This is a genomic window from Amycolatopsis sp. NPDC041971, from assembly GCF_055588925.1.
The window spans coordinates 29,130-53,829 of sequence record NZ_JBVJCE010000020.1 but is presented as its reverse complement, the minus strand read 5'-3'; the positions used below and the strand labels follow the sequence as shown (position 1 = coordinate 53,829).

Below are 24,700 nucleotides of genomic sequence, written 5' to 3'. Positions count from 1 at the left end.
AAGCGAGGACACATAACGGGGGGGAGGATGGGGGGTGGGGAGATGGGGCCCTTCACCGCCCCCACCCCCACACACCCTGCCCATCAGGAACGCGACAGCAAAGGTCCCCCGCTCCCCCGAGGACAAAACCGCAGGTCAGCGCGCCCGGCGATAGCAAAGGTCCCCTGCTACCCCGCCACCCCGAGCCCCGCCAAAACCTCCCGCGCCCCTCGCGTCAGCTCCTCCAGACCGGGCGGCCGCAGCGAGCCGGTCCCGGCCAGCGCGTCGAAGATCGTCCCGTCCAGCCACGCGACGAGCACCCGCGCGTGCCGCTCCGGCTCCGCCGATCCGCATCCGGCGAGCACCTCGGCGCACCGCCGCCGGATGACCAGTCCCCCGCGGTCGTAGGCCTCGCGCAGCTCCGGCCGCCGCGTCGCCTCCAGCGCGAATTCGTATCGCGCGAGCATCCGCGTCCGCCCGTTCGTGATCGCCGCGTGGGCGAACCCCGCCACGTACTCGGCCAGCCGCCCGGGCGGCGGGTCGAGAGTGACTTCGTCGAGTTCGATCATCCGCGAGATCGCCAGCTCCAGCAGTGCCGCCCGCGTCCGCGCGTAATACGAGGTCGAACCCGGCGGCAGCCCGGCGAGCCGGTCGACGGCGCGATGTGTCAGCCCCCGCATCCCTTCGGCCGCGATCACCTCGATGGCCGCGTCCCCGATCGTCGCCTTTCGCACTCTACAAGTGTAGTAGTACTCTACAAATGTAGAGGAGGTCGACATGCGCAACGCGATCGTGGTCGGCGGAGGAATCGGCGGACTGAGCGCCGCCATCGGGCTGCACGGCATCGGCTGGGAGGTCACCGTCCTCGAACGGGCGCCGGAGCTCACGGCCGTCGGCGCAGGCATCTCACTGTGGCCGAACGCCCTGCGCTCACTCGAAACACTGGGCGTCCGCCTCGGCAAGCTGCGGGAACAAGCGTCCGGCGGTCTCCATGACCGCGAGGGCCGCCGCATCACCCGTTGGGACGCCGAGGCGTTCCGCCGACAGCACGGCCGCCCACTCGCCGCCATCCACCGCGCGGACCTCGTCGGCGCTCTCCGCGACGCCCTGCCCGACGGCTGCGTCCGCACCGGCGTCGAGGTCACCGACCTCGCCGAGCTCGACGCCGACGTCATCGTCGCCGCCGACGGAATCCACAGCGCGGCCCGAAAGCAGCTGTGGCCACGGCATCCCGAGCCGGTCTACAGCGGCAGCACGGCCTTCCGCGCGGTGACCACCGTCCCTCACCCCACCGACCTCAGTACGAGCTGGGACGACGGCGCCGAGATCGGCGTCATCCCGCTGCACGACGGCCGCGTCTACTGGTGGGCGAGCTACGTCGCCGAAGCGGGCGTCCGGCACGAAGACCCGAAGTCGTATCTGAAGAACCGCTTCGGCGGCTGGCACGATCCCATTCCCGAGCTCATCGACGCGACCACGCCGGAGACGCTGCTCCACCACGATCTCCACCTGCTCGGCACTCCCCTGCCGTCCTACGTGCGGGGCCGCGTCGCGCTCCTCGGCGACGCGGCGCACGCGATGCCGCCGTTCCTCGGCCAAGGCGGCTGCCAGGCGATCGAAGACGCCGTCGTCCTCGCCGCCGCGCTGAGCACCACCGAAGACGTCGACGCGGCACTGAAGAGTTACGACGAGCAGCGGCGCCCACGCAGCCAAGCGGTCGTCAAATCTTCGGTGCGGGCCGGAAAAATAGGCCCCCAGCTGCGCAACCCGTTCGCCGTGGCCGTCCGCAACGGGGTGTTCCGCCTGCTGCCCGGCGCCCTCACCGCCCGCATCGGTGCCGGGGTCAGCGGCTGGACACCTCCGGTTCCCCGCCGACCAGCCCCGCCTCGTACGCGGTGATCGCGGCCTGCACGCGGTTCCGCACTCCGAGCCGGTTGAGGATGGTGCTCACGTAGGCCTTCACCGTACCCTCGACCACGAAAAGCTTGGCCGCGATGTCCGCATTGGACAGTCCGGAACCCAGCAGCGCCAGCACTTCCTGTTCACGCGGGGTGAGCTTGCCGATCAGCGCCCGCGCCTCTTCGGCACGGGACACCTGATTGCCGGAGAAGCGGGCGATGACCCGCTGCGCGACCTTCGGCGAGAGGAACGCCGCACCGCCCGCGACAGCGTGGATGCCGGACAGCAGTTCGCGCGGATCCCCGGATTTCAACAGGAAACCGCTCGCGCCGAGGCCAAGCGCGCGCTCGATGTAGGTGTCCTCGCCGAACGTGGTCAGCATGATCACGCCGATCTCGGGCAGCAGCCGCCGGATCTCCTCGGCCGCCTTGAGCCCGTCCATGACCGGCATCCGGATGTCGAGGAGAACGACGTCCGGCCTGGTCGCGCGCGCCTGCTCGACGGCGGCACGGCCGTCCTCGGCCTCCGCGACCACTTCGATCCCGGCGTCCGCGGCCAGGATCGCCGACACGCCGGCGCGGATCATCGCCTCGTCATCGGCCAGCACCACCCGGATCATCCGGGTTCCCCCTTTGTTCGTCTTCACTGATCATGTCCTTCGCCACGAGTTTCCCTTCGGCGAAGCAAAGCCGGTAGGCCTCGTAGTTCAAGTTGAACACGGTGCGCTCGGTGCCGTAGTACTCGCATGTCGCCCCCGCGGGCACCGGGGGCTCCACCACGCGCGGCCGGGCGATCCGCTGGCCGCCGGGCAGGACGGACGCGATCTCCACCCGGGTCTGGCCGACCCGGATCCGAGCGTAGTCGCCACCGGCGAGTACGGAGCCGTACCACTGGACGAGGAACACCACCCCGCTGATCCCGACCACCAGGCCGAACAGCCCGATCGGCACGACGATCGCCTGGATCAGGCTGCGCCGGACGTCACGGCGGGCGCGTTCCAGTTCCCTGGCCGACATCGACTGCCCCACCTCGGCGTCCATCGCCGCCTGGTTCTCGGGCGATTCCTCCGACGGTGCCGCGTCGTGCGGCAAGGTCGCGCTGACCTCGAATCCACCTTCGTGCGGTCCTGCCCGCAGCGTCCCGCCGACCAGCCGGACCCGCTCGCGCAGGCCGATCAGCCCGCGCCTGCCCGACACCCGGCCCGGCAACGGCCCGGCGGGCGGCGCGGCGTTGGTGACCACGACGTCCGTCCGCCCCGCCGACCGCCCGACCCGGACGGTGACGGCGGCACCCGGCGCGTGTTTCACCACGTTCGTGACCGATTCCTGGACCACGCGATACGCGGCGCGGTCGACCATCTGCGGTTCACCGTCGAGCCGCGCGTCCACAGAGGACTCGATCAGTACGCCGGACGCCCTGGTCCGGTCGAGTAGTTCGTCGATGCTCTCGTGCACCGGCTCGGTCGGCGCGTCGTCCTCGCGCAGGACCCCGATGATCTCGCGCAGCCGTTCGGTCGCCGTCGCGGCACTCTGTCGCAGGTCACCGGCGGCCCGCCGCTGCTGCTCGTCGAGCCCGCCCGCGACCTCCAGCGCCGCCGCGCGCACCGCGATGAGGCTCAGCTCGTGGCCCAGCGAGTCGTGCATGTCGCTGGCGATCCTCGTCCGTTCGCGCAGCCGCGCGCGGTCGGCGATGAGCCGCTGACGGCTCTCCATCTCTTCGGCGCGGCGCCAGCCGTCACGCGCCATGTCCTCGCGCTGCCGGATGTAGCGGCCCAGCAGCCACGGCGTCACCGACGCGAAGACCAGGATGCCGAGCAACGCACCCCAGGCCGAGAAGCCGTCTTTGGCCCACACCAGCGCGACGGGAACCGCCACCACCGAGACCGCCGCGAAAACGCGCAGCATCGGCTTCGCGATCGGCTCCCGGTATCCGGCGAGGTAGCTCACCGCGACCAGGAGGAAGCCCTCCCAGATCGGCACCCGCCCGCCGAAACTGCCGAGGATCACGAAGCTGGCGAGCATCGCGATGGCGAGTGAGACCACCGGGTAGCGCCGCCACATCCCGACCGCGGCCGTGACCGCGGTCAGCCCGGCGATCAGTTCCCAGCGATTCGGGTTGTTCCCGGCGTCGATGACCACGAACCCGCAGAGCCCGAGCCACAGCGCGACGTCCATGACCAGCCGCCGCCCGCGCCGCACGGGCTCCTCTGCGTCCTTCACAGACCTGGACGCTACAAGCCGTGACGAGCGGACCGCCATGGACGAAAGTAAAGGTCCCCTGCTTCCCGGTCCGATGAGGCATGATGATCCACCATGGCCGAGCGCACACTCACCGGTCAGCTAGGCGGTCCTGTCCCGGCAGGCATCGAAGCGCTGGCCGACAACGAGAAGCAGGACCTCTCCGACGCGCTGCGCGACGCGCGCCACCGTCAGGCCAAGGCCTTGGCCGAAGCGGGCGAAGAGGGCCTGAAGTACGTACCCGCGCTTCTGCGGGGCACCGTTCGCAAGGTGGTGGGCCTGTGACCACCGAAAGCTTCGCCTCGCGGGCGGAGATCCTCAAACTGGCTCGCATCCTCGGCACCACTCCTGAGCGGCTCGCTTACCTGGAGCACGTGGACGCGGCCGAACTCCAGGCGTTCCGCGAGCAGGTCACGGACACGCTGTTCGACGCCAACCGCGCCGCCCTCGAGCGGATGGCGATGGCGAGCAAGCTCGTTCCGAGCCCGATCCTCGCGAAGATCGCCGAGAAGGTCTTCGGCCCGCTTCTGTGCGCGCGGATCGCCGGACTGGTGGACGTCTCCCGGGGCGTCGACGTCGCGAAGCGACTGAAGCCGCCCTTCCTGGCCGACGTCGCGGCCGAACTGGACCCGCGCCGCGCGAGCGCGATCATCGCGCGGATCCCGCTCGACACCGTCGTCGCGGTCGCCGGTGAACTCGTGCGCCGCGAGGATTGGATCACCGTCGGCCGGTTCGTCGGCCACCTGCCCGATCCGACGGTGCGCAGGGCACTCGACGTCATCGGCGACCAGGCGCTGATCCGGATCGCGTTCGTACTCGACGACAAGGGCCGGATCGATCACGTCCTCGGACTGCTCTCCGAAGCCCGGTTCCGCGGCCTGCTGCGGGTCGCGGCCGCCGACGAGGACCTGTGGCCGCCGGTGCTCGACCTGCTCACCCACCTGAGCGAGAAACGGGTCGAGCAGTGGTCCAACCTGCTCGGCGAACTCCCGCCCGCACTACGCCGGCGCATCGAGGAAACCCTCGGCCGAGCCTCCTGATCTCGACGTGGCTCGGCGGGGGAGCAAGGGACCTTTGCTATCGCTTTGCGGCGAAACCGCAGGTCAGAAGCTCCCCGCGTCGCCACACAGCGGCCGTCAGCGGCACTCCTGGCCGGTAGGCGAGGTGCGTGACCGAAGGCGCTTCGAGCACCTGAAGGTCCGCCCGCGCGCCGGGCCGGATGACGCCGACGTCGTCCCTCCGCAGAGCTCGAGCGCCGCCCGCCGTCGCCGACCAGACGGCCTCCTCGATCGTCATCCGCATCTGCAGCACCGCGGTCGTGACGCAGAACGCCATCGACGTCGTGTACGAACTGCCCGGGTTCGCGTTGCTCGCCAGCGCGACCGTCGCCCCCGCGTCCAGGAGCCGCCGCGCCGGCGCCAGCGGCTGCCGGGTCGAGAGGTCACACGCCGGTAGCAAGGTCGCGACAGTGTCCGAAGCAGCGAGAGCCTCTACGTCGGCTTCGCTCAGGTACGTGCAGTGGTCGACACTCGCGGCCCCCAGTGCGACGGCGAGCCGCACGCCCGCCCCCTCCCCCAGCTGGTTCCCGTGCACCCGCAGCCCGAGTCCGCGTTCCCGCGCCGCCTTCAGCACCCGCCCGGACTGCGCCTCGTCGAACGCACCGGTCTCGCAGAACGCGTCCGCCCACCGCACGAGCGGCGCCACCGCGTCGAGCATGTCGCCGCAAACCAGGTCCACATAGGATTCCGCGTCCGCGCCCGGCGGCACCAGATGCGCGCCGAGGAAGGTGACCTCGTCGGCCACGTCGGCGGCGATCCGCGCCGAGCGCACCTCGTCTTCCACGTTGAGCCCGTACCCGGTCTTAGTCTCCAGACACGTCGTGCCCTGCTTCGCAGCTTCGTCGACGTGACGCAGCAGGTTCGCCGCCAGCTGCTCGTCGGAAGCCGATCGCGTCGCGTCGACGGTGACCGCGATCCCCCCGGCGCTGTACGCCTTACCTGCCATCCGAGCCTCGAACTCGGCCGTCCGGTCCCCGGCGAAGACGAGGTGCGTGTGGCTGTCCACCCAGCCGGGCAGCACCGCGCGGCCGTCGACGTCGATCCGCTCGTCCGCGTCGGGCGCGTCCGCCGCCGAACCGGCCCAGGCGATCGTCTCGCCCTCGACGATGACGGCCGCGTCGCGGAGTTTGCCCAGCTCGGCGTCGTTCGTGGTGAGCTCGCCGATACCCGTGATCAGGACTGCCACAATGCCTCGATCTCCTTGGCCAAGACCGTTTCCGGCCGGTCGATCAGCTGATGCGCGCCAGCGCGGACGATCTCACGCCCGGCGACGACGACCTCCCGGACGTCCGCCCCGGAGGCGGCGAACACCACCCCGGACGGCTCGATTCCCGCGGTCCGCACGGAACCGAGGCCGACCGTGACCAGGTCCGCGCCCGCGCCCGGAGCCAGTGCACCGACTTCGTCCCAGCCGATCGCGCCGTGATCCGTCGCCGCCGCGAGCAGTTCCTCCGCGGTGAACCGGCCACGTTTCTCACTGGCGAGCCGCTCGTTCAGTTCCAGCGCCCTGGTCTCCTCGAACGCGTCGACGACCGCGTTGCTGTCGCTGCCGAGCGACAGCCGCACACCCGCGTCCAGCAACGTCCGCGCGGGACCGATGCCGTCGCCGAGGTCCCGTTCGGTCGTCGGGCAGAAGCAGGCACGACTCCGCGCCTCGCCGAGCCGCTTGACGTCATCCGAGGTCAGATGCGTCGCGTGGACCGCGGTCAGCCGCTCGTCGAGTACGCCGTGGTCTTGGAGCAGCCCCGTCGGCGTCCGGCCATAGGCCGCCAGGCATTGCTCGTTCTCGGCCCGCTGCTCGGAAAGATGAATGTGCAACGGGCGGTCCCCACTATCCACTTCGGACAGTTGATCTTCGGGAACGGCGCGCACGGAATGGATCGCGCCACCCACCCGGAACGTCTCGTCCTCCCCCAGTTCGCCGACTCGCCGCGCCCAGTTCGCCGCGGAACCGTCGGAGAACCGCTGCTGCACCTCGTCGGGCCCGACGCCGATGCCGCCCGCGAGGTAGCACGTGTCGAGCAACGTCAGCCGGATCCCGGCGTCCCTCGCCGCCTGTCGCAGGGCCTCGCCCATCGCGTTCGGCTCGGTGTAAGGCTTTCCGCCCGGCGCGTGGTGCAGGTAGTGGAACTCGCCGACACTCGTGTATCCGGCCAGCACCATCTCCGCGTAGACCCCACGCGCCAGCCGGTAGTACGAGTCCGGATCGAGCCGCGACGCGAGAGAGTACATCCGCTCGCGCCACGTCCAGAAGGTCCCGCGATCATGGTGCGTCCGTCCGCGCAGCGCACGGTGGAACGCGTGCGAGTGCCCGTTGGCGAAGCCCGGCAGAGTCAGTCCACTCAGGACAGTCCCTTCACGAGGCGCGTTCGCCGTCACGGAAACGATCGTCCCGCCGCCGACCTCGATCCGGACGGCCTCGGCGACCCCGTCCGGCAGCCAGGCCCGTTCACACCAATATGTCGTCATGTCGACAGTTTCTCCAAGACGTCCGCGAGCGCGCGGGCACCGTGGTCGACGTCCGCCGCTTCCGAGAACTCTTCCGGCGAATGGCTGATCCCGGTCGGATTGCGCACGTAGAGCATCCCGGACGGGACGAACCCGGCGAGGATCGCGGCGTCGTGCCCGGCACCGGTCGGCAGTTCCGGCGGTCCGCCGAGCCAGGTGCCCAGGTCGCGGCGCAGCGCGTCGTCGAAGACCACGTCGTCCGAGTACGACTCCCTGCTGACCTCGACGTGGCAGCCTTCCTGCCCGGCCGCCTCTTCGGCCAGCTTCGCGATCTCCGCGACCAGTTCGGGCGTACCCGTACCCGGCACCCGTGCGTCCAGCCACAGGTCCACAGTGGACGCGATGACGTTGGTGCCACCGGGAGTGGGTACGAGTCTGCCGACGGTGGCCCTGGCGTCAGCGGTCGCCTTCGCCAGTTTCCGCACGGCGAGCACGGTCTCGGCCGCCGGGATCATCGGATCACGACGATCGCCGATCAGCGTCGCACCGGCGTGGTTTCCCTGCCCCTGGAAGGAGAATCGCCACCGGCCGTGCGCGATCACCGTATTGCCGACGGCGACCGGCGAACCGAGATCGATCAGCCCGCGTCCCTGCTCGACGTGCAGTTCGAGGAATCGCCCGATCAGGCCGAGGCGCTCGGCGTCCCGGCCGACCCGATCGGGATCGAGGCCGGATTTCGCCGCCGCTTCGGCGAACGTCACACCGTCCGGGTCACGCAGGCCGCGCGCCTTGTCCGCGTCGATGGTCCCGGTCAGCAGCCGCGAACCCAGGCACGGCACACCGAAACGACCACCCTCCTCTTCCGCGAAGACGACGATCGCGAACGGCTTGGCGGGACGGAATCCCTTGGCCTGCAAGATCTCCACCGCGTCGAGTGCGCTCGCGACGCCGAGCGGGCCGTCGAAGGCGCCGCCGCCGGGCACCGAATCGAGGTGGCTCCCGGTGACGACAGCGTCCGGCCCGGGGGTGCCCCACCAGGCCCAGAGGTTGCCGTTGCGATCGGTCTCGACACCCAGTCCCAACCGTCCCGCGCGTTCGACGAACCACGCGCGCAGTTCGGTTTCGGCCGCGTCGAAGGCGTGGCGGGAGTAGCCGCCGCGTTTCGGGTCGCGGCCGACGTCCGAGATCTCCTCCAGCAGCGAAGACGCGGTCACTCGGCGTCCCGCATCGGCACGCGCACGCCGCGCTCGCCGGCGACGTCGGCGGCGCGGTCGTAGCCGGCGTCGACGTGCCGGATGACGCCCATGCCCGGGTCGTTGGTGAGCACGCGCTCGAGTTTCTGCGCCGCCAGCAGGGTTCCGTCGGCCACGCTGACCTGGCCTGCGTGGATGGAGCGGCCAATACCGACCCCTCCGCCGTGGTGGATCGACACCCAGCTGGCCCCCGACGAGGTGTTGACCAGCGCGTTCAGCAACGGCCAGTCGGCGATCGCGTCGGAACCGTCGGCCATGCCCTCGGTCTCGCGGTACGGCGAGGCGACACTGCCCGAGTCGAGGTGGTCGCGGCCGATGACGACCGGCGCCTTCAGCTCGCCGCTGGCGACCATCTCGTTGAACCGCAGGCCCGCGAGGTGCCGCTCGCCGTAGCCGAGCCAGCAGATCCGCGACGGAAGCCCTTGGAAGGCGACACGTTCGCCAGCCAGCTTGATCCAGCGTGCGAGGGATTCGTTCTCCGGGAACAGTTCCAGCATCGCGCGGTCGGTCGCCGCGATATCCTCCGGATCGCCCGACAGGGCCGCCCAGCGGAACGGGCCGTTGCCCTCGCAGAACAGTGGGCGGATGTAGGCGGGCACGAACCCCGGGAAGTCGAACGCCCGCTCGCAGCCACCGAGTTTCGCCTCGCCGCGCAGGGAGTTGCCGTAGTCGAAGACCTCGGCGCCCTTGTCGAGGAAACCGAGCATCGCGTCCACGTGCTCCGCCATCGACTCGCGGGCGCGCTCGGTGAACTCGTCGGGCTTCTTGTCCGCGTAGTCCTGCCACTCGTCGACGCCGATACCCTTGGGCAGGTACGAAAGCGGGTCGTGTGCGGAAGTCTGGTCGGTGACGATGTCGACCTCGACGCCGCGACGCAGTAGTTCGGGCAGCACCTCGGCGGCGTTGCCGACCACGCCGACGGACAGCGCGCGCTTCTCCTTCTTCGCGGCCTCCACCCGGCGGATCGCGTCGTCGAGGTCGTCGGCGACCTCGTCGAGGTAGCGGGTCTCGACGCGGCGGAGAGCGCGCTGCGGGTCGCATTCGATGACGAGCGCGACGCCGTCGTTCATCGTGACCGCCAGCGGCTGCGCGCCACCCATGCCACCGAGACCGGCGGTGACCGTCAGAGTGCCCTTGAGGCTGCCGTCACCGCGCCCATTCAAAGCAAGCTTCTTGGCGACTGCGGCGAAGGTCTCGTAGGTGCCCTGGAGAATTCCCTGTGTGCCGATGTAGATCCAGGACCCCGCGGTCATCTGGCCGTACATGGTCAGGCCCTGCGCCTCCAGGCGCCGGAACTCCGGCCACGTCGCCCAGTCGCCGACGAGGTTGGAGTTCGCGATGAGCACGCGCGGTGCCCATTCGTGCGTGCGGAACACGCCGACCGGCTTGCCGGACTGGACGAGCAGCGTCTCGTCCTGCTCCAAACTGGTCAGCTCACGGGTGATCGCGTCGAAACTGGCCCAGTTGCGGGCGGCCTTGCCGGTGCCGCCGTAGACGACCAGGTCCTCCGGGCGCTCGGCGACCTCGGGGTCGAGGTTGTTGTGGAACATCCGCAGCGCGGCTTCGGTCTGCCAGTTCTTCGCGGTGAGCGTGGTGCCTCGGGCGGCACGGACCGTGCGGGTCATGAGCTCAGACCTCCAGTTGGGCCGCGGCGAGGACGGCACCCGACGCGATGAGTTCTTCGGCGGCGGCGATCTCCGGCGCCAGATGACGGTCAGGGCCGGGGCCATCGACCTTGGTGCGGACGAGATCCCGGACCCGGCCGGTGACCGGCGACAGGGCCAGGGGCGCGCGCATGTCGAGTGCCCGCGCGGCGGTGAGCAGTTCGATGGCGAGGACGGTGTTGAGCCCCTCGACGGCCTTGCGCAGCTTGCGCGCGGCGGACCAGCCCATGGAGACGTGGTCCTCCTGCATGGCGCTGCTCGGGATCGAATCGACCGACGCCGGCACCGCGAGACGCTTGAGTTCGCTGACGATGGCCGCCTGCGTGTACTGGGCGATCATATGGCCCGAATCGACGCCGGGGTCGAACGCGAGGAACGGCGGCAGACCGTGCGAGCGGGCCTTGTCGAGCATCCGGTCCGTGCGGCGCTCGGCGATGCTGGCGACGTCCGCGAGCGGGATGGCGAGGAAATCGAGCACGTACGCGACCGGGGCGCCGTGGAAGTTGCCGTTCGACTCGACGCGGCCGTCGGACAGCACCACCGGGTTGTCGATCGCGGAGTGAAGCTCACGCTCGGCGACGAGTTCGGCGTGTGTGAGGCTGTCGCGTGCGCCGCCGTGCACCTGGGGGGCGCAGCGGAGGGAGTAAGCGTCCTGGACGCGGTTGCAGTCCGGACCGCGGTGGCTCTCGACGATCTTCGAGTCCTGAAGCGCCGCCCACATGCGCTGGGCGCTCCGCGCCTGCCCGGGGTGGGGGCGCAGCGCCTGGAGATCGGCGGCGAAGGCGCGATCAGTACCGAGGAGCGCTTCGACGCTCATCGCCGCGGTGATGTCGGCGGTGTCGAGAAGCTTGTGCAGGTCGGCCGCGGCGAGCAGAAGCATGCCGAGCATGCCGTCGGTCCCGTTCGTGAGGGCGAGGCCCTCCTTCTCCGCGGGAACGATCGGCTCGATGCCAGCGTGCTTCAGCGCTACGCCGGCCGAGACGACCTCGCCGTTGTACTCGACTTCGCCCTCTCCCATCAGTGCGAGCGCGACAGCGGCGAGAGGCGCGAGGTCACCGGAGCAGCCGAGGGAGCCGTACTCGTGAACGAGCGGGGTGATCCCGGCGTTGAGCAAGGCCGCAAGCGTTTGCGCGGTCTGCGGCCGGATGCCGGTGTACCCGCTGGTGAGGGTGCGGAGACGCAGCAGCATCAGCGCGCGCACCACCTCGGTTTCCACGACCGGGCCCGCGCCCGCCGCATGCGACCGGATAAACGACCGCTGCAGGGCGGTACGACTCTCGAGTGGAATGTGCCTGGTCGCGAGCGCCCCGAAGCCCGTCGAGACGCCGTACGTGGGCATCTCGGCGTGGGCGAGGCTGTCGATGTGCTGACGCGTCGCGGCGAGGTTCTTCTCGGCCGCTTCGCTGACCGCGACGGGCGAGTGATCACGGGCGACCGCGACGACCTGTTCAGGCCGAAGCGGTTCGGAGCCCAGAAGTACGGTTTCCGGCATAGCCCCATTGGACAACGCCATGCCCGCTGGTGGGCGGCCCCAACCGGTGGTTGTGTCTGGTATCCAAGACACGCGCGGTGGTAGCAAGGGACCTTTGCTATCGCGGGCGACGGAGGTGTGTGGATATAGGGACATTCAACGTCCCTATATCCACACACTCTGTACTCCGCGTAGTGATGCGTACTGACTGTGTGGATATTGGTGCGTTGAATGACCCGAGATCCACACGGTCACCACAGCCGTCCCGGCTGAGGACCGGACGATGGGAGCAAAGGTCCCTTGCTACCGCGCCGAGCGAAACAGGAGGTCGGCATGGGTGAGAGCAGCGAAGTACCGGCTCTGCGGCGCGGCCTCGGCATCCTTCGTGCCCTCGCGGCCCGGCCGGGCCCGGTGTCGGCGGCCGCGATCGCGCGCGAACTCGGCCTCCCGCGTTCGACGACATATCACCTACTCGCCGAGCTGGAGGCGGCCGGTTTCGTGGCGCACTTGCCCGCCGAGCGCCGATACGGCCTCGGCATCGCCGCGTTCGAACTCGGCTCGGCCTACCTGCGGCACGACCCACTGGAACGGCTCGCGGTCCCGCTGCTGGGCAAACTCGCCGATCGGGTCGGCCACACCGCGCATCTCGGCGTGCTGCACGGGAACGAGTCGCTCTACCTGGTCAAAGAACGCCCTGCGCGCCCGGAAACCCTGGTCACCGAGGTCGGCGTGCGGCTGCCCGGCCAGCTCACGGCATCGGGCAGGGCCATACTGCGGCACCTGCCATCGCCGCACGTACGCGCACTCTTCCCGGCCGCGTCGGCGTTCGTGCTGCGCACCGGCCGCGGCCCACGCACCCTCGCCGAGCTACGCCGCACGCTGAACGCGGAGGGCAGGCTCGGCTGGGCGGTCGAAGACGGTCACGTCACCGAAGGATTCGCCTCGGTGGCCTGCCCGGTCTTCGACCACGGCGGCCGGCCGATGGCCGCGATCAGCGTGACCCTCCGCCACCTCTGCCCGGGGACCGAGGGATGCGAGGAAACTTGGCCAGACCTCGCCGAAGAGGTCCGTCTGACCGCAGCCGAACTGACCACCCGGATCGGGGGTCAGGTGCGCTGAGCGTGCTTCTTCTGAACTCCCTCGAGCCCGAGCATCGCCAGCAGTTCGGCGCAGTCGAGTGCGTCCGAAGAGTGCCCGGCGACGGTCCTTGCGGCCCTGCCGTTCTGCACGGTGAGGCGGATTTCTTCCTCAGCCCGCACACCTGCCATGCGGCTCTGGTCTTCTGCGGGATCGGGACGACTGGAATGCCTAGCCCAGGTCATCTGCTACCTTCTTCCGGCCCTCCGGCGACACGGGGTCGGTTCGAAAGAGGGCCATGGTCGGACACACAGCATGACATCCCGCCCCGCGACTGTTCCCGGCGAGGGTGAAATTGAGACGAAAATGACCTTGGTTTTGCTACTCTCCGTGATCCAAAAGGTCTCAAGCCGGGTATTGAACGGCTCCTCGACGTCGGACATCAAGTGCCCCATCCCTGTCACGACGTCGCGGACAGCGTCAGCCTTGCCCGCGATCGCGTCGGCGATGACCTCGTACTCCGGCCGATGACCACGAGCATCGGGAAATCCGCCGAGGCCAGCGTATCGAGCGGTAATTCCACGTCTCCCGACGGTCGCATCCCGATCAACGCGCGGACCCCCGCCGCAGCGTTTCCGGCAGCGTTTCCGGCACCGGATCCGGGATGGGCAGCGGCACACCGGCGAGCGGAAAGAAGACCTCGAAGACCTCGCGAGGAACTTCCAGCAAGTCGACGAGGAGGCCCCTCAGCTCGGCGTCCCACGCGCCGACGACCTCGTACGACCCGGCCGTGGGCGGCTCGACCGCGGTGAGCGTCCGGACCATCTCCTGCCGCCGCGCGGCGGCAGGAGATTCGCGACGATCGCGCCGCAGGACAGCCCGACCAGATGCGCGGCGGCCTCGGCCCGTCAGCGACGCCAGGGGTGGCTCGGAGTCTCCGCCGATAGCCGGGCCAGGATGCAGGGCCGGGCCCCGCCGGCACGAGCACCGGCTTCCTTTTCCCTCACACGAAAGTCCTCAAAACCAACGTCGGCGACGTCGAATGACCAGAACACCCCCAAACACCACTAGAATTGATTTCCGCCAGAATCGCATTCTGCTCCGCATCGATCTGACGCTTCCGAATCTCAAGCTCCTGCTTACGGATATGCAGCATCCCAGTATCGACGCGCCACCACTCGATGGACGTCTCCGGAGATGCATCATCGCTGGCCACGACCTCACACTACCTCAAATCGAACAGATGTTCCACCCCGAACAGCCTAGCGAAACAAATCCAAATACACGTGCAGAGAAAGCAGCGAGGCGCGTTTAAAGGCGCGAAGGACCGCAAGGCGCTTTAAGCGCCTTCACAACAGACCACATCCCGACATCCATTACGAAGTCGCGCAAGCGAGGGCGGATCGAGGCCGCACGAAGACGGCGCGACGATAGTAGGGCCGCTGCCTAACCAAGCGCCCAAGCGGGCGACCGGCAACCAGCGGCCGAGCACCGCCACCCCGCCGCACGCCGGACACGAAGAAGCGGCCCTATCCCGAGGGGCAGGGCCGCTTCCGTCGACCAGTGGAGGTGCCGGGAATTGAACCCGGGTCCTCTGGCGTATCACCAGGGCTTCTCCGTGCGCAGTCCGCTATGTCTCTACTTGGCCCCTTCAGTCACGCGAACAAGCTGAAGTGACGAGCCCAGCCACTGTTTGTTTCCCAACCACACCCCGTAGCCGAGTGTGGCGGTAAGCCTCCTAGCTGATGCCGGTGACCGGGTCGGAGGCGACCCCGGACCGACAGAGTCACTCTACTGCTTAGGCAGCAAGAGCGAACTCGCGCTGGCTCTTAGGCTCGGCGCTTATTGGTTTGCGATGACGCTTACGGTGGTCTCTCGCCTGCACCGGCACGCTTCTCCTGATTCAACGTCCAAAGTCGAAACCGTTCACCCCCTTGGTGGGATACAACCTGTACATCATAACTCGGACGGCAACCGGGTTGTTCCCGCAGGTGGGGCTAGCCCCACCCGGGAGATGCCCGCGGGCACCATGTCGCCTGTCCCTCCTGGTGGAACATGCTTGTCTCCTCGCACAGAGAGGAGCACGACCATGAGTTCGCTAGCGGCCGAGCGGGAGCTGAGCAGGTCCGATCCGTCGTTCGGCGGCTCGCTGGTCTACCTGCTGATGAACCTGCCGATGGGCATCGTGGCGTTCGCGCTCCTGATGTCGTTCTTCTGGGTGGGCATCGGCACCGCGATCGTCTGGATCGGGCTGCCGATCCTCGCGTTGGTGATCCTGTCTGTCCGTGGGGCGGCCCGGATGGAGCGCGCCAGGGTGTACGCGCTGCTCGACCGCTACATCGACCTGCCGTACCTTCCGTTGCCCGACGCGGGTCAGTCCGTGCGGTGGAAGGCTCGGCTGAAGGACGGCTCGACGTGGCGCGACCTCGGCTACTTCTTCCTGCTCTTCCCGCTCGGGATCATCGAGTTCGTGCTGGTCACGGCGTTCTGGTCGACCAGTCTCGGTCTCGCCGGCCTGCCGATCTACTACCGCTTCCTGCCTGGCGGCGAGTACCGCTTCCCGACCTGGGAAAACGCCTGGTTCACCGTCGACTCGACGGTTTCGGCGCTGCCTTGGGCCGCTCTCGGAGTGCTGTGCATCGCCCTGTCGGTAGCGTTGACGAAGGCGTTGGCGGGTTCGCATGCCCGGCTGGCGACGGCGCTGCTCGGGCCGACCCACGCCCAGCGCCGCCGTCTGGAGGATTCATGGGGCGAGGTGCACGGATGACGATCGACCAGCAGGTACGGCAGGTGGGGATTCCTCGGCCGCGGCCGTTGCGGTCGATCGTCTACATGATCGTCAGCTTCGTGTTCCGGCTCCTTCAGTTCGTCTTGATCGTCGTGGGCCTGGCGGTCGGCATCGCGACGGCGGTGGTGTGGATCGGCTTCCCGATCCTCATGGCCACGACCAACTTCATCCGCTGGTCCGCCGATCGGGAGCGGGGCTGGGCGCGGACGATGCTCGAGACGCCGCTGGGGCCGATCGAACGGCTTCCCGTCGAAGGTCTTCCGCTGGTCAAGCGCTGGCTGACCCGCCTGACTGACGCGACGACGTGGCGCGACCTCGCCTACCTGATGGCGGCGTTCCCGCTGGCCTGTTTGGAACTCCCGATCGCGATCGCGTCGATCGTGCTGCTGCCGATGGCGATCTGGGTCACCCCGTGGCTCGGCTGGCTGCACGGCAACCTGGCGTTCTCGCTGCTCGGCCCGAACCGCACGCAGCGGCTGGAGCAGAAGGCCGAACGGTTGCAGGCGTCGCGGGCTCGGGGGGTCGACGCCGCCGAGGCCGAACGCCGCCGCATCGAACGCGACCTGCACGACGGCGCGCAGCAGCGCCTGGTCGCCGTCGCGATGAGCCTGGGCCGCGCGAAGTCGAAGTTCGACCACGACCCGGACGCCGTGCGCGAACTGATCGACGAAGCGCACCTCGACGCCAAGCTCGCGGTGTCGGAACTGCGCGATCTCGCCCGCGGGATCTACCCGGCCGTGCTCGGCGACCGCGGCCTCGACGCCGCCTTGTCCGCACAGGCCGCGAAATCGCCGATCCACGTCGACGTCGAGGTGGACGTCGAACCGAGGCCGCCGGCGGCGGTCGAGACGACGGCGTACTTCATCGTCGGAGAGACGCTGACGAACATCGCGAAGCACTCGGGAGCGACCGAAGCGGGTGTGAAGGCGTGGCGCACCGACTCGATGGTCATCGTCGAGATCACCGACAACGGGCACGGTGGCGCCGAAGTCCGGCCGGGTGGCGGCCTCGCGGGGCTCGCCGACCGGGCGGCCACGATCGACGGTGTGATCACCGTCGTCAGCCCGCCCGGCGGCCCGACGGTGATTCGCGCGGACCTGCCGTGCCAGTGGTGACCCGCTCGTGAGTGAATAGGCTCTGCCATTCATTCACGACGCTGGGGGCAGCATGCGGGTTGTCATCGCCGAGGACGCGGTTCTGTTGCGCGCGGGGGTGATCCGCCTCCTCGCCGACGAGAACATCGAGACCGTCGCGGCCGTGGACAACGGTGACGACCTGCTGGTCGCGGTCAAGGAATACCGGCCGGATCTCGCGATCGTCGACGTGCGGATGCCGCCCACCTTCACCGATGAGGGTCTGCGCGCGGCGCTGGGCGCCCGCGAGGTCATCCCGGGCCTGCCTGTTCTCGTGCTTTCCCAGTACGTCGAGGAGAGCTACGCCGTCGAACTGCTGTCCGGCGGCGCGGGCGGAGTCGGTTACCTGCTCAAGGAACGCGTCGCCGACGTCGGGGACTTCCTCGACGCGGTCAAACGCGTCGCCGGCGGCGGCACGGCCATCGATCCGGACGTCATCGCGCAACTGATGGCCCGTGGCCGCAAGAACCCGCTCGACGCGCTCACCGCCCGCGAATCCGAGGTGCTCGGACTGATGGCGCAGGGCCTGTCGAACACCGCGATCGCGAACTCGCTCGTCGTCTCGCACGGCGCGGTCGAGAAGCACATCGGCAACATCTTCTCGAAGCTCGGCCTCGAAGCAAGTTCGGTGGAACATCGCCGGGTCCGCGCGGTGCTCACTTACTTAGGACGCTGAACTGGTAAAAGAGAGCAAGGGACCTTTGCTGTCACTTCCCGGGCCGCGCTACGAAGCAGCCCGAGTAGCTCTTGGTGGCGAACCCGTCACTCACCTAACATGGGCAGACTGGTGGTGAGCGACGAGCCGAACCGAGGAGGACCCATGACCGGCAGGCCCTCCCACAGCGTCCGCTTCTTCGGTGGGCCCCTCGACGGCCGCGTCCAGGAACTCGGTGACACCGAACCGGTCGAGGGCACCGTCCTCAAGCACGTCCATCTGCACGACGGACCGAAGATCGAGACGCGGTACGAACTCGGCCGCGCCGAGGACGACTGCTGGGAATTCCGGCTGTGCGCCGCCCCGGTCCCGGAGCCCGCGCCGCGGCCCGAGCCCGAGCCGGACGGCGTGGGGTAGGGAAAACTCCACCTTCCGAGGGCGAAAACAGGAAGATCGATACGGCGGTCCGCACCGCTGTTTTCGTGGCACTGAAGCACCAGGCTCTTTCCATGCACACGAGCCAGAAACAGGGCCGGGACAGGTTCCTGGACATCGTCCGAGCGGTCGCGATCCTCGCGGTCGTCGTTCAGCACTGGGGAATGCCGGTGCTCTCGTACGCCGACGGCCATCTCTCCACCGGGAACGCGCTCGCGACGCCCGGCTGGTGGGTTTTGACCTGGCTGTCGCAAGTGATGCCCTTGGTCTTCTTCGCGGGCGGCGCGGCGAACCTGATTTCTTTGAGCCGCGCGGAAAGTTCCCGTTCCTGGCTCGCGGCCCGCCTCAAGCGGTTGATGATCCCGGTGCTGCCGCTGGTGGCCGTCTGGCTGTTCGTCCCGGACATCCTGCGCGGGATGGGCATTCCGGAGCAGCCGTTGCAGGTGGGTGGCGCGATCGCCGCGCAACTGCTGTGGTTCCTGGCCGTGTATGTGCTCACCGTGCTGCTCACCCCGCTGATGGCCACCGCGCACCAACGCTGGGGCCTCAAGGTCCCGCTCGTGATGCTCGCCGCGGCCGTCCTCGTCGACGTCGCCCGGTTCAACGACCTCGGCCTGATCGGTTTCGCGAACGCGATCTTCGTCTGGATGGCCGTGCACCAACTCGGTTTCCATTACACGCAGGGCCGTCTCGGTTCACTCGGCCGCCGCGCCGCGTTGGGCATGGCGGGCGCCGGTTTCGGTATCACCGCGCTGATGGTCGCGTTCGGTCCGTACCCGGCCAGCATGATCGGAATGCCGGGTGCCCCGGTGTCGAACATGAGCCCGCCGACCGTGCTGCTGGCCTTCCTCGCGATCGGCCAGATCGGGCTTCTGCTGGCCTTCAAACCGCAGCTGAACGCACTCGCCACCCGGCCGAGTCTCGACGCCGCCCTGAAGTGGATCGGCCCGCGGTTCATGAGCGTCTACCTGTGGCACATGCCGGCGCTGATCGTCGTCTCCGGTGTCGCGGTCTACGGCCTGGGTTACGAGACGCCCGAACCGGGTTCCGTGCTGTGGCTGACGATGGTCCCGGCCTGGCTCGGTGCGTGCGGGCTGGTGCTCCTCGGTCTGCTGCGGCTGTTCGCCCGATTCGAGACACAGAGCTCCGGCCCCGCCTCGACGGCGCACACGCCCCAGTTGGTCGTGGCCGGACTGGCGATCGCCGGGGGTCTGCTCGGTCTCGCCGCGCACGGGTTCGCTCCGCTGAGCGACGGTCTCACGCAAGGCCCGGCGCCGTGGGTGGCGCTGGCGACGGGCGGATTCCTTTTGGCGGGCAAGCAGATCCAGGTCGCGGAGCTGGGGACGCGGCTGCTCGGTCGCGCCGTCTCGGTCACCGAGGTGGCGCAGCTCAAACGCTGAGCAGTTTGGCGGGAGTGTCGTGCAGCACCGCCCGCAGGAACGGCTCACCCAGGCGATCGTCGGCGGCCCAGCCGGCGATCGCCTGAAGCTGTGTGGCGTACGAGTACGGGATGTTGGGGAAGTCGGTGCCGAGCACGACGCGACCGGGGAACTCCGCCAGCAGATCCGTCCAGTCCGGCGGGAGCGGGTTGCCGCGCGAGGTGAACTCCACGCCGACCATCGTGGTGTCGAGGTACACGCGTGGGTACCTTCTGGCCAGCTCGAACGCGAAGTCGATCTCCGGCATACCCGCGTGCGCCAGGACCAGCGTCAGATCCGGATGGCGCACCAGGATCTCTTCGAACAACCGTAGCCCGGTGTAGGCGCCCTTCAACGGGCCGTGTCCACAGTGGACGACCACGGGGACACCGGCGTCCGCCAGCGCGCCCCAGACGCCGTCCAGCAGCTCGTCACGCGGGTCGTAGGCGCCGACCTGGACATGCGCCTTGAAACAGCGGGCACCCGCCCGCAGCGCACCGTCCACAACGGACAACGCCGAGGGCTCCGGGTAGAACGTGCCCGTCGGCACGGCGTCCGGGACGCGTTCGGCGAACTCCAGCGCCCACGACGTCAGCCATTCGGCCATCCCGGGCTTGTGCGGATAGACCAGCGGCGCGAACTTGCGCACGCCGAAGGACCGCAGGGTTTCGACGCGTTCTTTCTCGGACGTGCGGTAGTACACCGGCCAGGCCATGCCGTAATGCTCCTCGGCCCGGTCGAAATAAGCCCACACCTTGTCCATGACCGGCTTCGGCAGGAAGTGCAGGTGAAGGTCCACGAGCCCGTCGATGCCCAGCGCCGAGATCCAGTCAGGGATCTCGGCGTCCGAAGCGGGTCCGTGGATCAATCGTTGTACCGGCCCTTCAGCGCCCGGCCCAAGGCCCGGCTGATGGTGCGCTCCGCGTCGCGCTTGGAGATGTCCTGCCGCTTGTCGTAGGACTTCTTACCCTTGGCGAGCGCGATCTCGACCTTGACCTTGCCGTCCTTGAAGTACATCGACAGCGGGACCAGGGAAAGCCCGCTCTCCTTGGTCTTGCCGATGAGCCGCTCGATCTCCTGGCGGTGCAACAGCAGTTTGCGGGTGCGGCGCGGCGTGTGGTTCGTCCACGTGCCTTGCACGTACTCCGGGATGTGCACGTTGCGCAGCCAGACCTCGCCGTCGTCCACCGTGGCGAACGCGTCGGCCAGCGATGCCCTTCCTTCACGCAGGCTCTTCACCTCGGTACCGACGAGCACGAGACCGGCTTCGTAGGTGTCGAGGATGGAGTAATCGTGGCGAGCCTTGCGGTTCGACACGATCACCTTCTGTCCACGTTCCTTGGGCATAGCGGCGACTCTACGTGAGTTTCTGTGTTCGGGCAGGTGGTTATCGGGGCGGCTAGTGGCGCACGTACAGGCGCAGCGTCACGTAGCCGGTGATCGCGGAGATGATGACCGAGACGGCGATCAGGATCGGCGCCACCGGGAACAGCAATTCGAGCATGCCGACCGCGGGGAACACGTCTCCGGTGAGCACCAAGTCGAGCAACAGCACCTTGGTGAGCACGAGGAAGACGATACCGATGACCGCACCGACCAGGCCGGCGACCACCGCCTCCAGGAGGAACGGCAGCTGCGTGTACCAGCGGGTCGCGCCGACCAGGCGCATGATGCCGACCTCGGTGCGCCGGGTGAACGCCGACACCTGGATCGTGTTGGCGATCAGCAGCAGCGCGGCGACGGCCATGATCAGCGCGGCACCGAAGGCCAGGTTCCGCACACCGTTGAGCGCGTTGAACACGCGATCCAGTGCCTTCTGCTGGTCGTCGACCTTGCTGACACCGGGTTTGCCGGTGTACTCCTGGATGATCGCCTGGCTGCGCTCGGGGTTCTTCAGCTTGACGTGCAGCGACGCGGGCAGCGCCTCCGGCCCGGTCAGCGCGAGCAGTTCCGGCTGGCTCTCGAACATCTTCTTGAACCGCTCGTAGGACTGCTCGCGGTTCTCGAACACGACCGACTCGACGCCGTCGTTGCCCTGCAGGTCCTGGCGCAGGGCCTGGCAGGCGGACTGCGAGCAGTTCGGGTCACCGGAGCTGATGTCGTTGACCAGATAGACCGAAACCTCGACGTCGGCGAGGAAGTTGGCCTTCATCTTGTCGATCGTGCCGACGGCCAGCAGGCCGAAGCCGAGCATGGCGAGGGAGACCGCGGTGGTGAGGATCATCGCGATGGTCATCGTGACGTTCCGGCGCAAGCCGGTGACTACCTCGCTGAAGACGAAACTGGCGCGCATCGGGGTTGATGTCCCTTGGAAGTCGTGGGTAACGGAGGAGGGCGAGGCCGGTCAGCGGCCGATGCCGTAGACGCCTCGGGCGTCGTCACGGATGACCTTGCCGAGCTGGAGCTCGACGACCCTGCGCCGCATCGAGTCCACGATCGAATGGTCGTGGGTGGCCATCAGCACCGTCGTGCCGGTGCGGTTGATCCGCTCCAGCAGCAACATGATGTCCTGGCTGGTGTCGGGGTCCAGGTTCCCGGTCGGCTCGTCGGCGAGCAGCACGAGCGGGCGGTTCACGAACGCGCGGGCGATCGCGACGCGCTGCTGCTCACCACCGGAGAGTTCGTTGGGGAGCCGGTCGGCCTTGCCGTCGAGGCCGACGAGTTCGAGCACCTCGGGCACGACCTTGCGGATCGTGGGGCGCGGCTTGCCGATGACTTCGAGCGCGAAGGCGACGTTCTCGGCGACGGTCTTGTTCGACAGCAGACGGAAATCCTGGAAAACGCAGCCGATGGTCTGCCGCAGACGCGGCACCCGGCGGCGGGCGAGCTTGGCGACGTCGAAGTTGGAGACCATCACGCGACCCTTGCTCGGCACCTCTTCGCGCAGCAGGAGACGCAGGAACGTCGACTTCCCCGACCCTGAGGGGCCGATCAGGAAGACGAACTCACCTTTGTCGATCTCGACCGACACCCTTTCGAGGGCGGGACGGGTCGAGGTCTTGTAGACCTTGGAAACCTCTTCGAGCCGGATCACGGTTCGGCATACTACCCATGCCCACCGTCAAGCCCGGGTAGCCCGGTCCCGGCGGCCAAGCGAGCAAGGGACCTTTGCTCTCACTCTCCGGAAGAGAGCGAGAGCAAAGGTCCCTTGCTCTCTCACGCAGGGTTGCTACGCCGCTCCGGACTGCTTGCGCCAGCGGACGCCCGCCTCCAGGAAACCGTCGATCTCGCCGTCGAGCACGGACGACGGGTTCCCCACCTCGAACTCGGTCCGCAGGTCCTTGACCATCTGGTACGGGTGCAGCACATAGGAGCGCATCTGGTTGCCCCAGCTGGAGCCGCCGTCCTTGAGCGCGTCCATCTCGGCGCGCTCCTCCTCCTTCTTCCGCAGCAGCAGCCGCGCCTGGAGGACCTTCATCGCGGCCGCCTTGTTCTGCAGCTGCGACTTCTCGTTCTGGCACGACACGACCACGCCGGTCGGGATGTGCGTGATCCGCACCGCCGAGTCGGTCGTGTTGACGCTCTGGCCGCCGGGGCCGGACGAGCGGTACACGTCGACACGGATGTCCTTCTCGGGGATGTCGACGTGGTCGACCTCCTCGACCTCGGGCATCACCTCGACGTGCGCGAAGGAGGTCTGGCGGCGGCTCTGGTTGTCGAAGGGCGAGATGCGCACCAGCCGGTGCGTGCCCTGCTCGACCGAAAGGGTGCCGTAGACGTAGGGCGCCGTCACCTTGAACGTGGCGGACTTGATGCCCGCCTCTTCGGCGTAGGAGATGTCGTAGACGTCCGTGGGGTAGTGGTGCCGCTCCGCCCACCGCAGGTACATCCGGAGCAGCATCTCGGCCCAGTCGGCCGCGTCGACGCCGCCCGCTTCGGATCGGATGGTGACCACGGCGTTCCGCGCGTCGTATTCACCCGAGAGCAGGGTGCGGACCTCGAGCCCGTCGATGTCCTTGGTAAGCGCGGTGAGCTCGGTCTCGGTCTCGGCCACACTGGCGGAGTCGCCCTCTGCCTCGGCCAGTTCAGCAAGGATGCCCAGGTCGTCGAGCCGCTGCCGCAGCTCGGAAATGCGTCGCAGCTCACTCTGCCGGTGGGACAACTGGCTGGTGACCTTCTGCGCCGCTTCGGGGTCGTCCCAGAGGTTCGGGCTGGATGCCTGTTCCTCCAGCTCGGCCACCTGGGCACGCAGCGCGTCCAGGTCCATCACCGACTCGATCTGCTTCAGCTTGCCGGCCAGGTCCTTCAGTGCCGCATCGAACTCATCACTCACGTCGGACAAGGTTACGGCAAAACCCACGACCGGTTGCGGGGAACCGGTCGTGGGCACCTGTCCGGGTCAGGACTGGGGGATGGAGTCCAGCAGTTTCAGTGCCGCTTTCGCCTGCGCCTGAGCGAACTCGGCGACAGCCTTGGCGTACGGACCGTCGGCGGTCTTGGTGGCGGCCTTGGCCTCGTCGAGCTGCTGGGTATAGCTGGCGCGCGCCGACTCGAGCAGCGCCGAGCGCTGCTTCACCGTCAGCGAACCGGCGTGCACGAGACGCAGGATCAGCGGGCTGCGGAGGTGGTCAGGGCCGGCTTCGGAGGTCAGCCACGTCTTGAACGCCTTCTTGCCCGCCGCGGTGATGAGGTACTGCTGGCTCGACCGCGGGCCCTGCTTGCCGAGGCGGACGAGGCCCTCCTTCGACAAAGCGGGGAGCTCCCGGTACACCTGGCTGCGGGTCACGCTGAAGAAGGCGCCGAAACGCTCACCCGCCCCCGCGACCAGTTGCCCGCCCGTGGCGGGACCGTCGTGGAGAAGACCGAGCAGTGCGGCGGCTGTTGCATTCAATTCGGACACGTACTCCACGGTCCCACTTTTCGGAACCTGTGTCCACTGTGGTCAGCACATCTGTCCATTGTGGCTAGTGATATGCGCTCATTCGGCCCAACGCACTACGCCTGTCCACAAAGGACCGAACACGCTGCGCAACCGGCGCCGGCCACGGACAGCGGCACACGTCCCCCGCCCGCCCGACAACAGCGGGTCATCGTCCCAACGGGCGCACGGGCCACGGAACCGGAAAAGAAGAAGCGGGGGGGTGGGGGGTTCGCATGCCCACGGTTCGTTCTTTCTGTTGTTGGGGTAGGGGTTGGGGTTGTGCAACCTGGGGTCCGGGCCTCAAGAGACACCCTGATGCTCCCC

The 24,700-nt window shown here is 68.5% G+C and carries 26 protein-coding genes and 1 other RNA gene; 9 read left to right on the top strand and 18 right to left on the bottom strand.

Annotated elements, in window-relative coordinates:
• Positions 1–167 precede the first annotated feature (167 nt).
• Entirely contained in the window at positions 168–713 is a 546-nt protein-coding gene (locus ACZ6DT_RS32410) for a TetR/AcrR family transcriptional regulator (protein ID WP_465602435.1), read from the bottom strand.
• A gap of 43 nt (positions 714–756) precedes the next feature.
• Between ACZ6DT_RS32410 and ACZ6DT_RS32405 the strand changes: the two genes are divergently transcribed.
• Positions 757–1,878: an FAD-dependent monooxygenase gene (locus ACZ6DT_RS32405; protein WP_465602433.1), complete on the top strand. Its 1,122-nt coding sequence runs from the start codon at positions 757–759 to the stop codon at positions 1,876–1,878.
• Here the strand turns inward: ACZ6DT_RS32405 and ACZ6DT_RS32400 are convergent.
• On the bottom strand, positions 1,823–2,497 hold the full coding sequence (locus ACZ6DT_RS32400; protein ID WP_465602431.1) for a response regulator transcription factor: 675 nt from the start codon (positions 2,495–2,497) through the stop codon (positions 1,823–1,825). The two genes, ACZ6DT_RS32405 and ACZ6DT_RS32400, sit on opposite strands and share 56 nt — an antisense overlap.
• Positions 2,472–4,076, bottom strand: coding sequence for a sensor histidine kinase (locus ACZ6DT_RS32395; RefSeq protein WP_465602645.1), 1,605 nt, complete (start codon positions 4,074–4,076; stop codon positions 2,472–2,474). Before ACZ6DT_RS32395 ends, ACZ6DT_RS32400 begins: the two co-directional genes overlap by 26 nt.
• 114 nt (positions 4,077–4,190) lie before the next feature.
• Here ACZ6DT_RS32395 and ACZ6DT_RS32390 point away from each other — a divergent pair, with 114 nt between their 5' ends.
• Both ACZ6DT_RS32390 and ACZ6DT_RS32385 read left to right on the top strand, forming a co-directional pair.
• Positions 4,191–4,400 carry a hypothetical protein gene (locus ACZ6DT_RS32390; protein WP_007034335.1) on the top strand — a complete coding sequence of 70 codons (210 nt, stop codon included), beginning with the start codon at positions 4,191–4,193 and terminating at the stop codon, positions 4,398–4,400.
• Entirely contained in the window at positions 4,397–5,155 is a 759-nt protein-coding gene (locus ACZ6DT_RS32385; RefSeq protein WP_465602429.1) for a hypothetical protein, read from the top strand. The genes ACZ6DT_RS32390 and ACZ6DT_RS32385 overlap by 4 nt, the downstream gene beginning before the upstream one ends.
• A 37-nt stretch (positions 5,156–5,192) precedes the next feature.
• Here ACZ6DT_RS32385 and hutI read toward each other — a convergent pair whose 3' ends face one another.
• Genes hutI through hutH form a run of 5 tightly spaced genes read right to left on the bottom strand, consistent with a single transcriptional unit; the run spans position 5,193 to position 12,030 of the window.
• Positions 5,193–6,359 (bottom strand): imidazolonepropionase, encoded by a 1,167-nt coding sequence (gene hutI, locus ACZ6DT_RS32380; protein WP_465602427.1) that lies wholly within the window; start codon positions 6,357–6,359, stop codon positions 5,193–5,195.
• Positions 6,347–7,642, bottom strand: coding sequence for a formimidoylglutamate deiminase (locus tag ACZ6DT_RS32375; RefSeq protein WP_465602425.1), 1,296 nt, complete (start codon positions 7,640–7,642; stop codon positions 6,347–6,349). The genes hutI and ACZ6DT_RS32375 overlap by 13 nt, the downstream gene beginning before the upstream one ends.
• Entirely contained in the window at positions 7,639–8,835 is a 1,197-nt protein-coding gene (locus tag ACZ6DT_RS32370; protein ID WP_465602423.1) for an allantoate amidohydrolase, read from the bottom strand. The genes ACZ6DT_RS32375 and ACZ6DT_RS32370 overlap by 4 nt, the downstream gene beginning before the upstream one ends.
• Positions 8,832–10,499: a urocanate hydratase gene (gene hutU, locus ACZ6DT_RS32365; RefSeq protein WP_465602421.1), complete on the bottom strand. Its 1,668-nt coding sequence runs from the start codon at positions 10,497–10,499 to the stop codon at positions 8,832–8,834. Before hutU ends, ACZ6DT_RS32370 begins: the two co-directional genes overlap by 4 nt.
• Positions 10,500–10,503: 4 nt before the next feature.
• A complete protein-coding gene (hutH, locus tag ACZ6DT_RS32360; protein WP_465602419.1) occupies positions 10,504–12,030 on the bottom strand; it encodes a histidine ammonia-lyase in 1,527 nt (508 codons plus the stop codon).
• A 312-nt stretch (positions 12,031–12,342) separates the two neighbouring features.
• Here hutH and ACZ6DT_RS32355 point away from each other — a divergent pair, with 312 nt between their 5' ends.
• Positions 12,343–13,128, top strand: coding sequence for an IclR family transcriptional regulator (locus tag ACZ6DT_RS32355; RefSeq protein ID WP_465602417.1), 786 nt, complete (start codon positions 12,343–12,345; stop codon positions 13,126–13,128).
• Here ACZ6DT_RS32355 and ACZ6DT_RS32350 read toward each other — a convergent pair.
• The 4 genes from ACZ6DT_RS32350 to ssrA form a co-directional block, all read right to left on the bottom strand.
• Entirely contained in the window at positions 13,116–13,277 is a 162-nt protein-coding gene (locus ACZ6DT_RS32350) for a hypothetical protein (protein WP_465602415.1), read from the bottom strand. The two genes, ACZ6DT_RS32355 and ACZ6DT_RS32350, sit on opposite strands and share 13 nt — an antisense overlap.
• A gap of 415 nt (positions 13,278–13,692) precedes the next feature.
• The gene (locus ACZ6DT_RS32345) at positions 13,693–13,911 is read right to left on the bottom strand and encodes a hypothetical protein (protein WP_465602413.1); all 219 of its coding nucleotides are present in this window, start codon (positions 13,909–13,911) and stop codon (positions 13,693–13,695) included.
• A 178-nt stretch (positions 13,912–14,089) separates the two neighbouring features.
• On the bottom strand, positions 14,090–14,302 hold the full coding sequence (locus ACZ6DT_RS32340; RefSeq protein ID WP_465602411.1) for a hypothetical protein: 213 nt from the start codon (positions 14,300–14,302) through the stop codon (positions 14,090–14,092).
• Between the two features lie 345 nt (positions 14,303–14,647).
• Positions 14,648–15,020: a transfer-messenger RNA gene (gene ssrA, locus ACZ6DT_RS32335) on the bottom strand.
• 155 nt (positions 15,021–15,175) lie between these two features.
• Here ssrA and ACZ6DT_RS32330 point away from each other — a divergent pair.
• The 5 genes from ACZ6DT_RS32330 to ACZ6DT_RS32310 all read left to right on the top strand — a co-directional run bounded on the left by ACZ6DT_RS32330 (position 15,176) and on the right by ACZ6DT_RS32310 (position 19,497).
• Positions 15,176–15,853, top strand: coding sequence for a sensor domain-containing protein (locus ACZ6DT_RS32330; RefSeq protein ID WP_465602409.1), 678 nt, complete (start codon positions 15,176–15,178; stop codon positions 15,851–15,853).
• Positions 15,850–16,989, top strand: coding sequence for a sensor histidine kinase (locus ACZ6DT_RS32325; RefSeq protein WP_465602407.1), 1,140 nt, complete (start codon positions 15,850–15,852; stop codon positions 16,987–16,989). The genes ACZ6DT_RS32330 and ACZ6DT_RS32325 overlap by 4 nt, the downstream gene beginning before the upstream one ends.
• Before the next feature lie 52 nt (positions 16,990–17,041).
• Positions 17,042–17,683: a response regulator transcription factor gene (locus ACZ6DT_RS32320; RefSeq protein ID WP_465602406.1), complete on the top strand. Its 642-nt coding sequence runs from the start codon at positions 17,042–17,044 to the stop codon at positions 17,681–17,683.
• 144 nt (positions 17,684–17,827) lie between these two features.
• The gene (locus ACZ6DT_RS32315; RefSeq protein ID WP_465602404.1) at positions 17,828–18,079 is read left to right on the top strand and encodes a hypothetical protein; all 252 of its coding nucleotides are present in this window, start codon (positions 17,828–17,830) and stop codon (positions 18,077–18,079) included.
• 92 nt (positions 18,080–18,171) lie between these two features.
• Complete coding sequence (locus tag ACZ6DT_RS32310; protein WP_465602402.1) at positions 18,172–19,497, top strand: acyltransferase family protein; 1,326 nt, start codon at positions 18,172–18,174, stop codon at positions 19,495–19,497.
• Here ACZ6DT_RS32310 and ACZ6DT_RS32305 read toward each other — a convergent pair.
• The 6 genes from ACZ6DT_RS32305 to ACZ6DT_RS32280 all read right to left on the bottom strand — a co-directional run bounded on the left by ACZ6DT_RS32305 (position 19,487) and on the right by ACZ6DT_RS32280 (position 24,355).
• Entirely contained in the window at positions 19,487–20,383 is an 897-nt protein-coding gene (locus tag ACZ6DT_RS32305; protein ID WP_465602399.1) for an amidohydrolase family protein, read from the bottom strand. The two genes, ACZ6DT_RS32310 and ACZ6DT_RS32305, sit on opposite strands and share 11 nt — an antisense overlap.
• Positions 20,380–20,862 carry an SsrA-binding protein SmpB gene (smpB, locus tag ACZ6DT_RS32300; protein WP_465602397.1) on the bottom strand — a complete coding sequence of 161 codons (483 nt, stop codon included), beginning with the start codon at positions 20,860–20,862 and terminating at the stop codon, positions 20,380–20,382. The genes ACZ6DT_RS32305 and smpB overlap by 4 nt, the downstream gene beginning before the upstream one ends.
• Before the next feature lie 52 nt (positions 20,863–20,914).
• A complete protein-coding gene (gene ftsX / locus ACZ6DT_RS32295; protein ID WP_465602396.1) occupies positions 20,915–21,808 on the bottom strand; it encodes a permease-like cell division protein FtsX in 894 nt (297 codons plus the stop codon).
• 51 nt (positions 21,809–21,859) lie between these two features.
• Positions 21,860–22,549, bottom strand: coding sequence for a cell division ATP-binding protein FtsE (gene ftsE, locus ACZ6DT_RS32290; RefSeq protein ID WP_005168409.1), 690 nt, complete (start codon positions 22,547–22,549; stop codon positions 21,860–21,862).
• 135 nt (positions 22,550–22,684) lie between these two features.
• Positions 22,685–23,788 (bottom strand): peptide chain release factor 2, encoded by a 1,104-nt coding sequence (gene prfB, locus ACZ6DT_RS32285; RefSeq protein ID WP_465602395.1) that lies wholly within the window; start codon positions 23,786–23,788, stop codon positions 22,685–22,687.
• A gap of 66 nt (positions 23,789–23,854) precedes the next feature.
• Entirely contained in the window at positions 23,855–24,355 is a 501-nt protein-coding gene (locus tag ACZ6DT_RS32280) for a PadR family transcriptional regulator (protein ID WP_465602393.1), read from the bottom strand.
• Between the last annotated feature and the right edge of the window lie 345 nt (positions 24,356–24,700).

Excerpts from the sequence above, each read along its gene's own strand:
- ACZ6DT_RS32405 (WP_465602433.1), top strand. The coding sequence starts at position 757 with ATGCGCAACGCGATCGTGGTCGGCGGAGGAATCGGCGGACTGAGCGCC.
- ACZ6DT_RS32400 (WP_465602431.1), bottom strand. The coding sequence starts at position 2,497 with ATGATCCGGGTGGTGCTGGCCGATGACGAGGCGATGATCCGCGCCGGC.
- ACZ6DT_RS32390 (WP_007034335.1), top strand. The coding sequence starts at position 4,191 with ATGGCCGAGCGCACACTCACCGGTCAGCTAGGCGGTCCTGTCCCGGCA.
- ACZ6DT_RS32375 (WP_465602425.1), bottom strand. The coding sequence starts at position 7,642 with ATGACGACATATTGGTGTGAACGGGCCTGGCTGCCGGACGGGGTCGCC.
- hutU (WP_465602421.1), bottom strand. The coding sequence starts at position 10,499 with ATGACCCGCACGGTCCGTGCCGCCCGAGGCACCACGCTCACCGCGAAG.
- hutH (WP_465602419.1), bottom strand. The coding sequence starts at position 12,030 with ATGCCGGAAACCGTACTTCTGGGCTCCGAACCGCTTCGGCCTGAACAG.
- ACZ6DT_RS32355 (WP_465602417.1), top strand. The coding sequence starts at position 12,343 with ATGGGTGAGAGCAGCGAAGTACCGGCTCTGCGGCGCGGCCTCGGCATC.
- ACZ6DT_RS32350 (WP_465602415.1), bottom strand. The coding sequence starts at position 13,277 with ATGGCAGGTGTGCGGGCTGAGGAAGAAATCCGCCTCACCGTGCAGAAC.
- ACZ6DT_RS32345 (WP_465602413.1), bottom strand. The coding sequence starts at position 13,911 with ATGGTCCGGACGCTCACCGCGGTCGAGCCGCCCACGGCCGGGTCGTAC.
- ACZ6DT_RS32330 (WP_465602409.1), top strand. The coding sequence starts at position 15,176 with ATGAGTTCGCTAGCGGCCGAGCGGGAGCTGAGCAGGTCCGATCCGTCG.
- ACZ6DT_RS32325 (WP_465602407.1), top strand. The coding sequence starts at position 15,850 with ATGACGATCGACCAGCAGGTACGGCAGGTGGGGATTCCTCGGCCGCGG.
- ACZ6DT_RS32320 (WP_465602406.1), top strand. The coding sequence starts at position 17,042 with ATGCGGGTTGTCATCGCCGAGGACGCGGTTCTGTTGCGCGCGGGGGTG.
- ACZ6DT_RS32315 (WP_465602404.1), top strand. The coding sequence starts at position 17,828 with ATGACCGGCAGGCCCTCCCACAGCGTCCGCTTCTTCGGTGGGCCCCTC.
- ACZ6DT_RS32310 (WP_465602402.1), top strand. The coding sequence starts at position 18,172 with ATGCACACGAGCCAGAAACAGGGCCGGGACAGGTTCCTGGACATCGTC.
- smpB (WP_465602397.1), bottom strand. The coding sequence starts at position 20,862 with ATGCCCAAGGAACGTGGACAGAAGGTGATCGTGTCGAACCGCAAGGCT.
- ftsX (WP_465602396.1), bottom strand. The coding sequence starts at position 21,808 with ATGCGCGCCAGTTTCGTCTTCAGCGAGGTAGTCACCGGCTTGCGCCGG.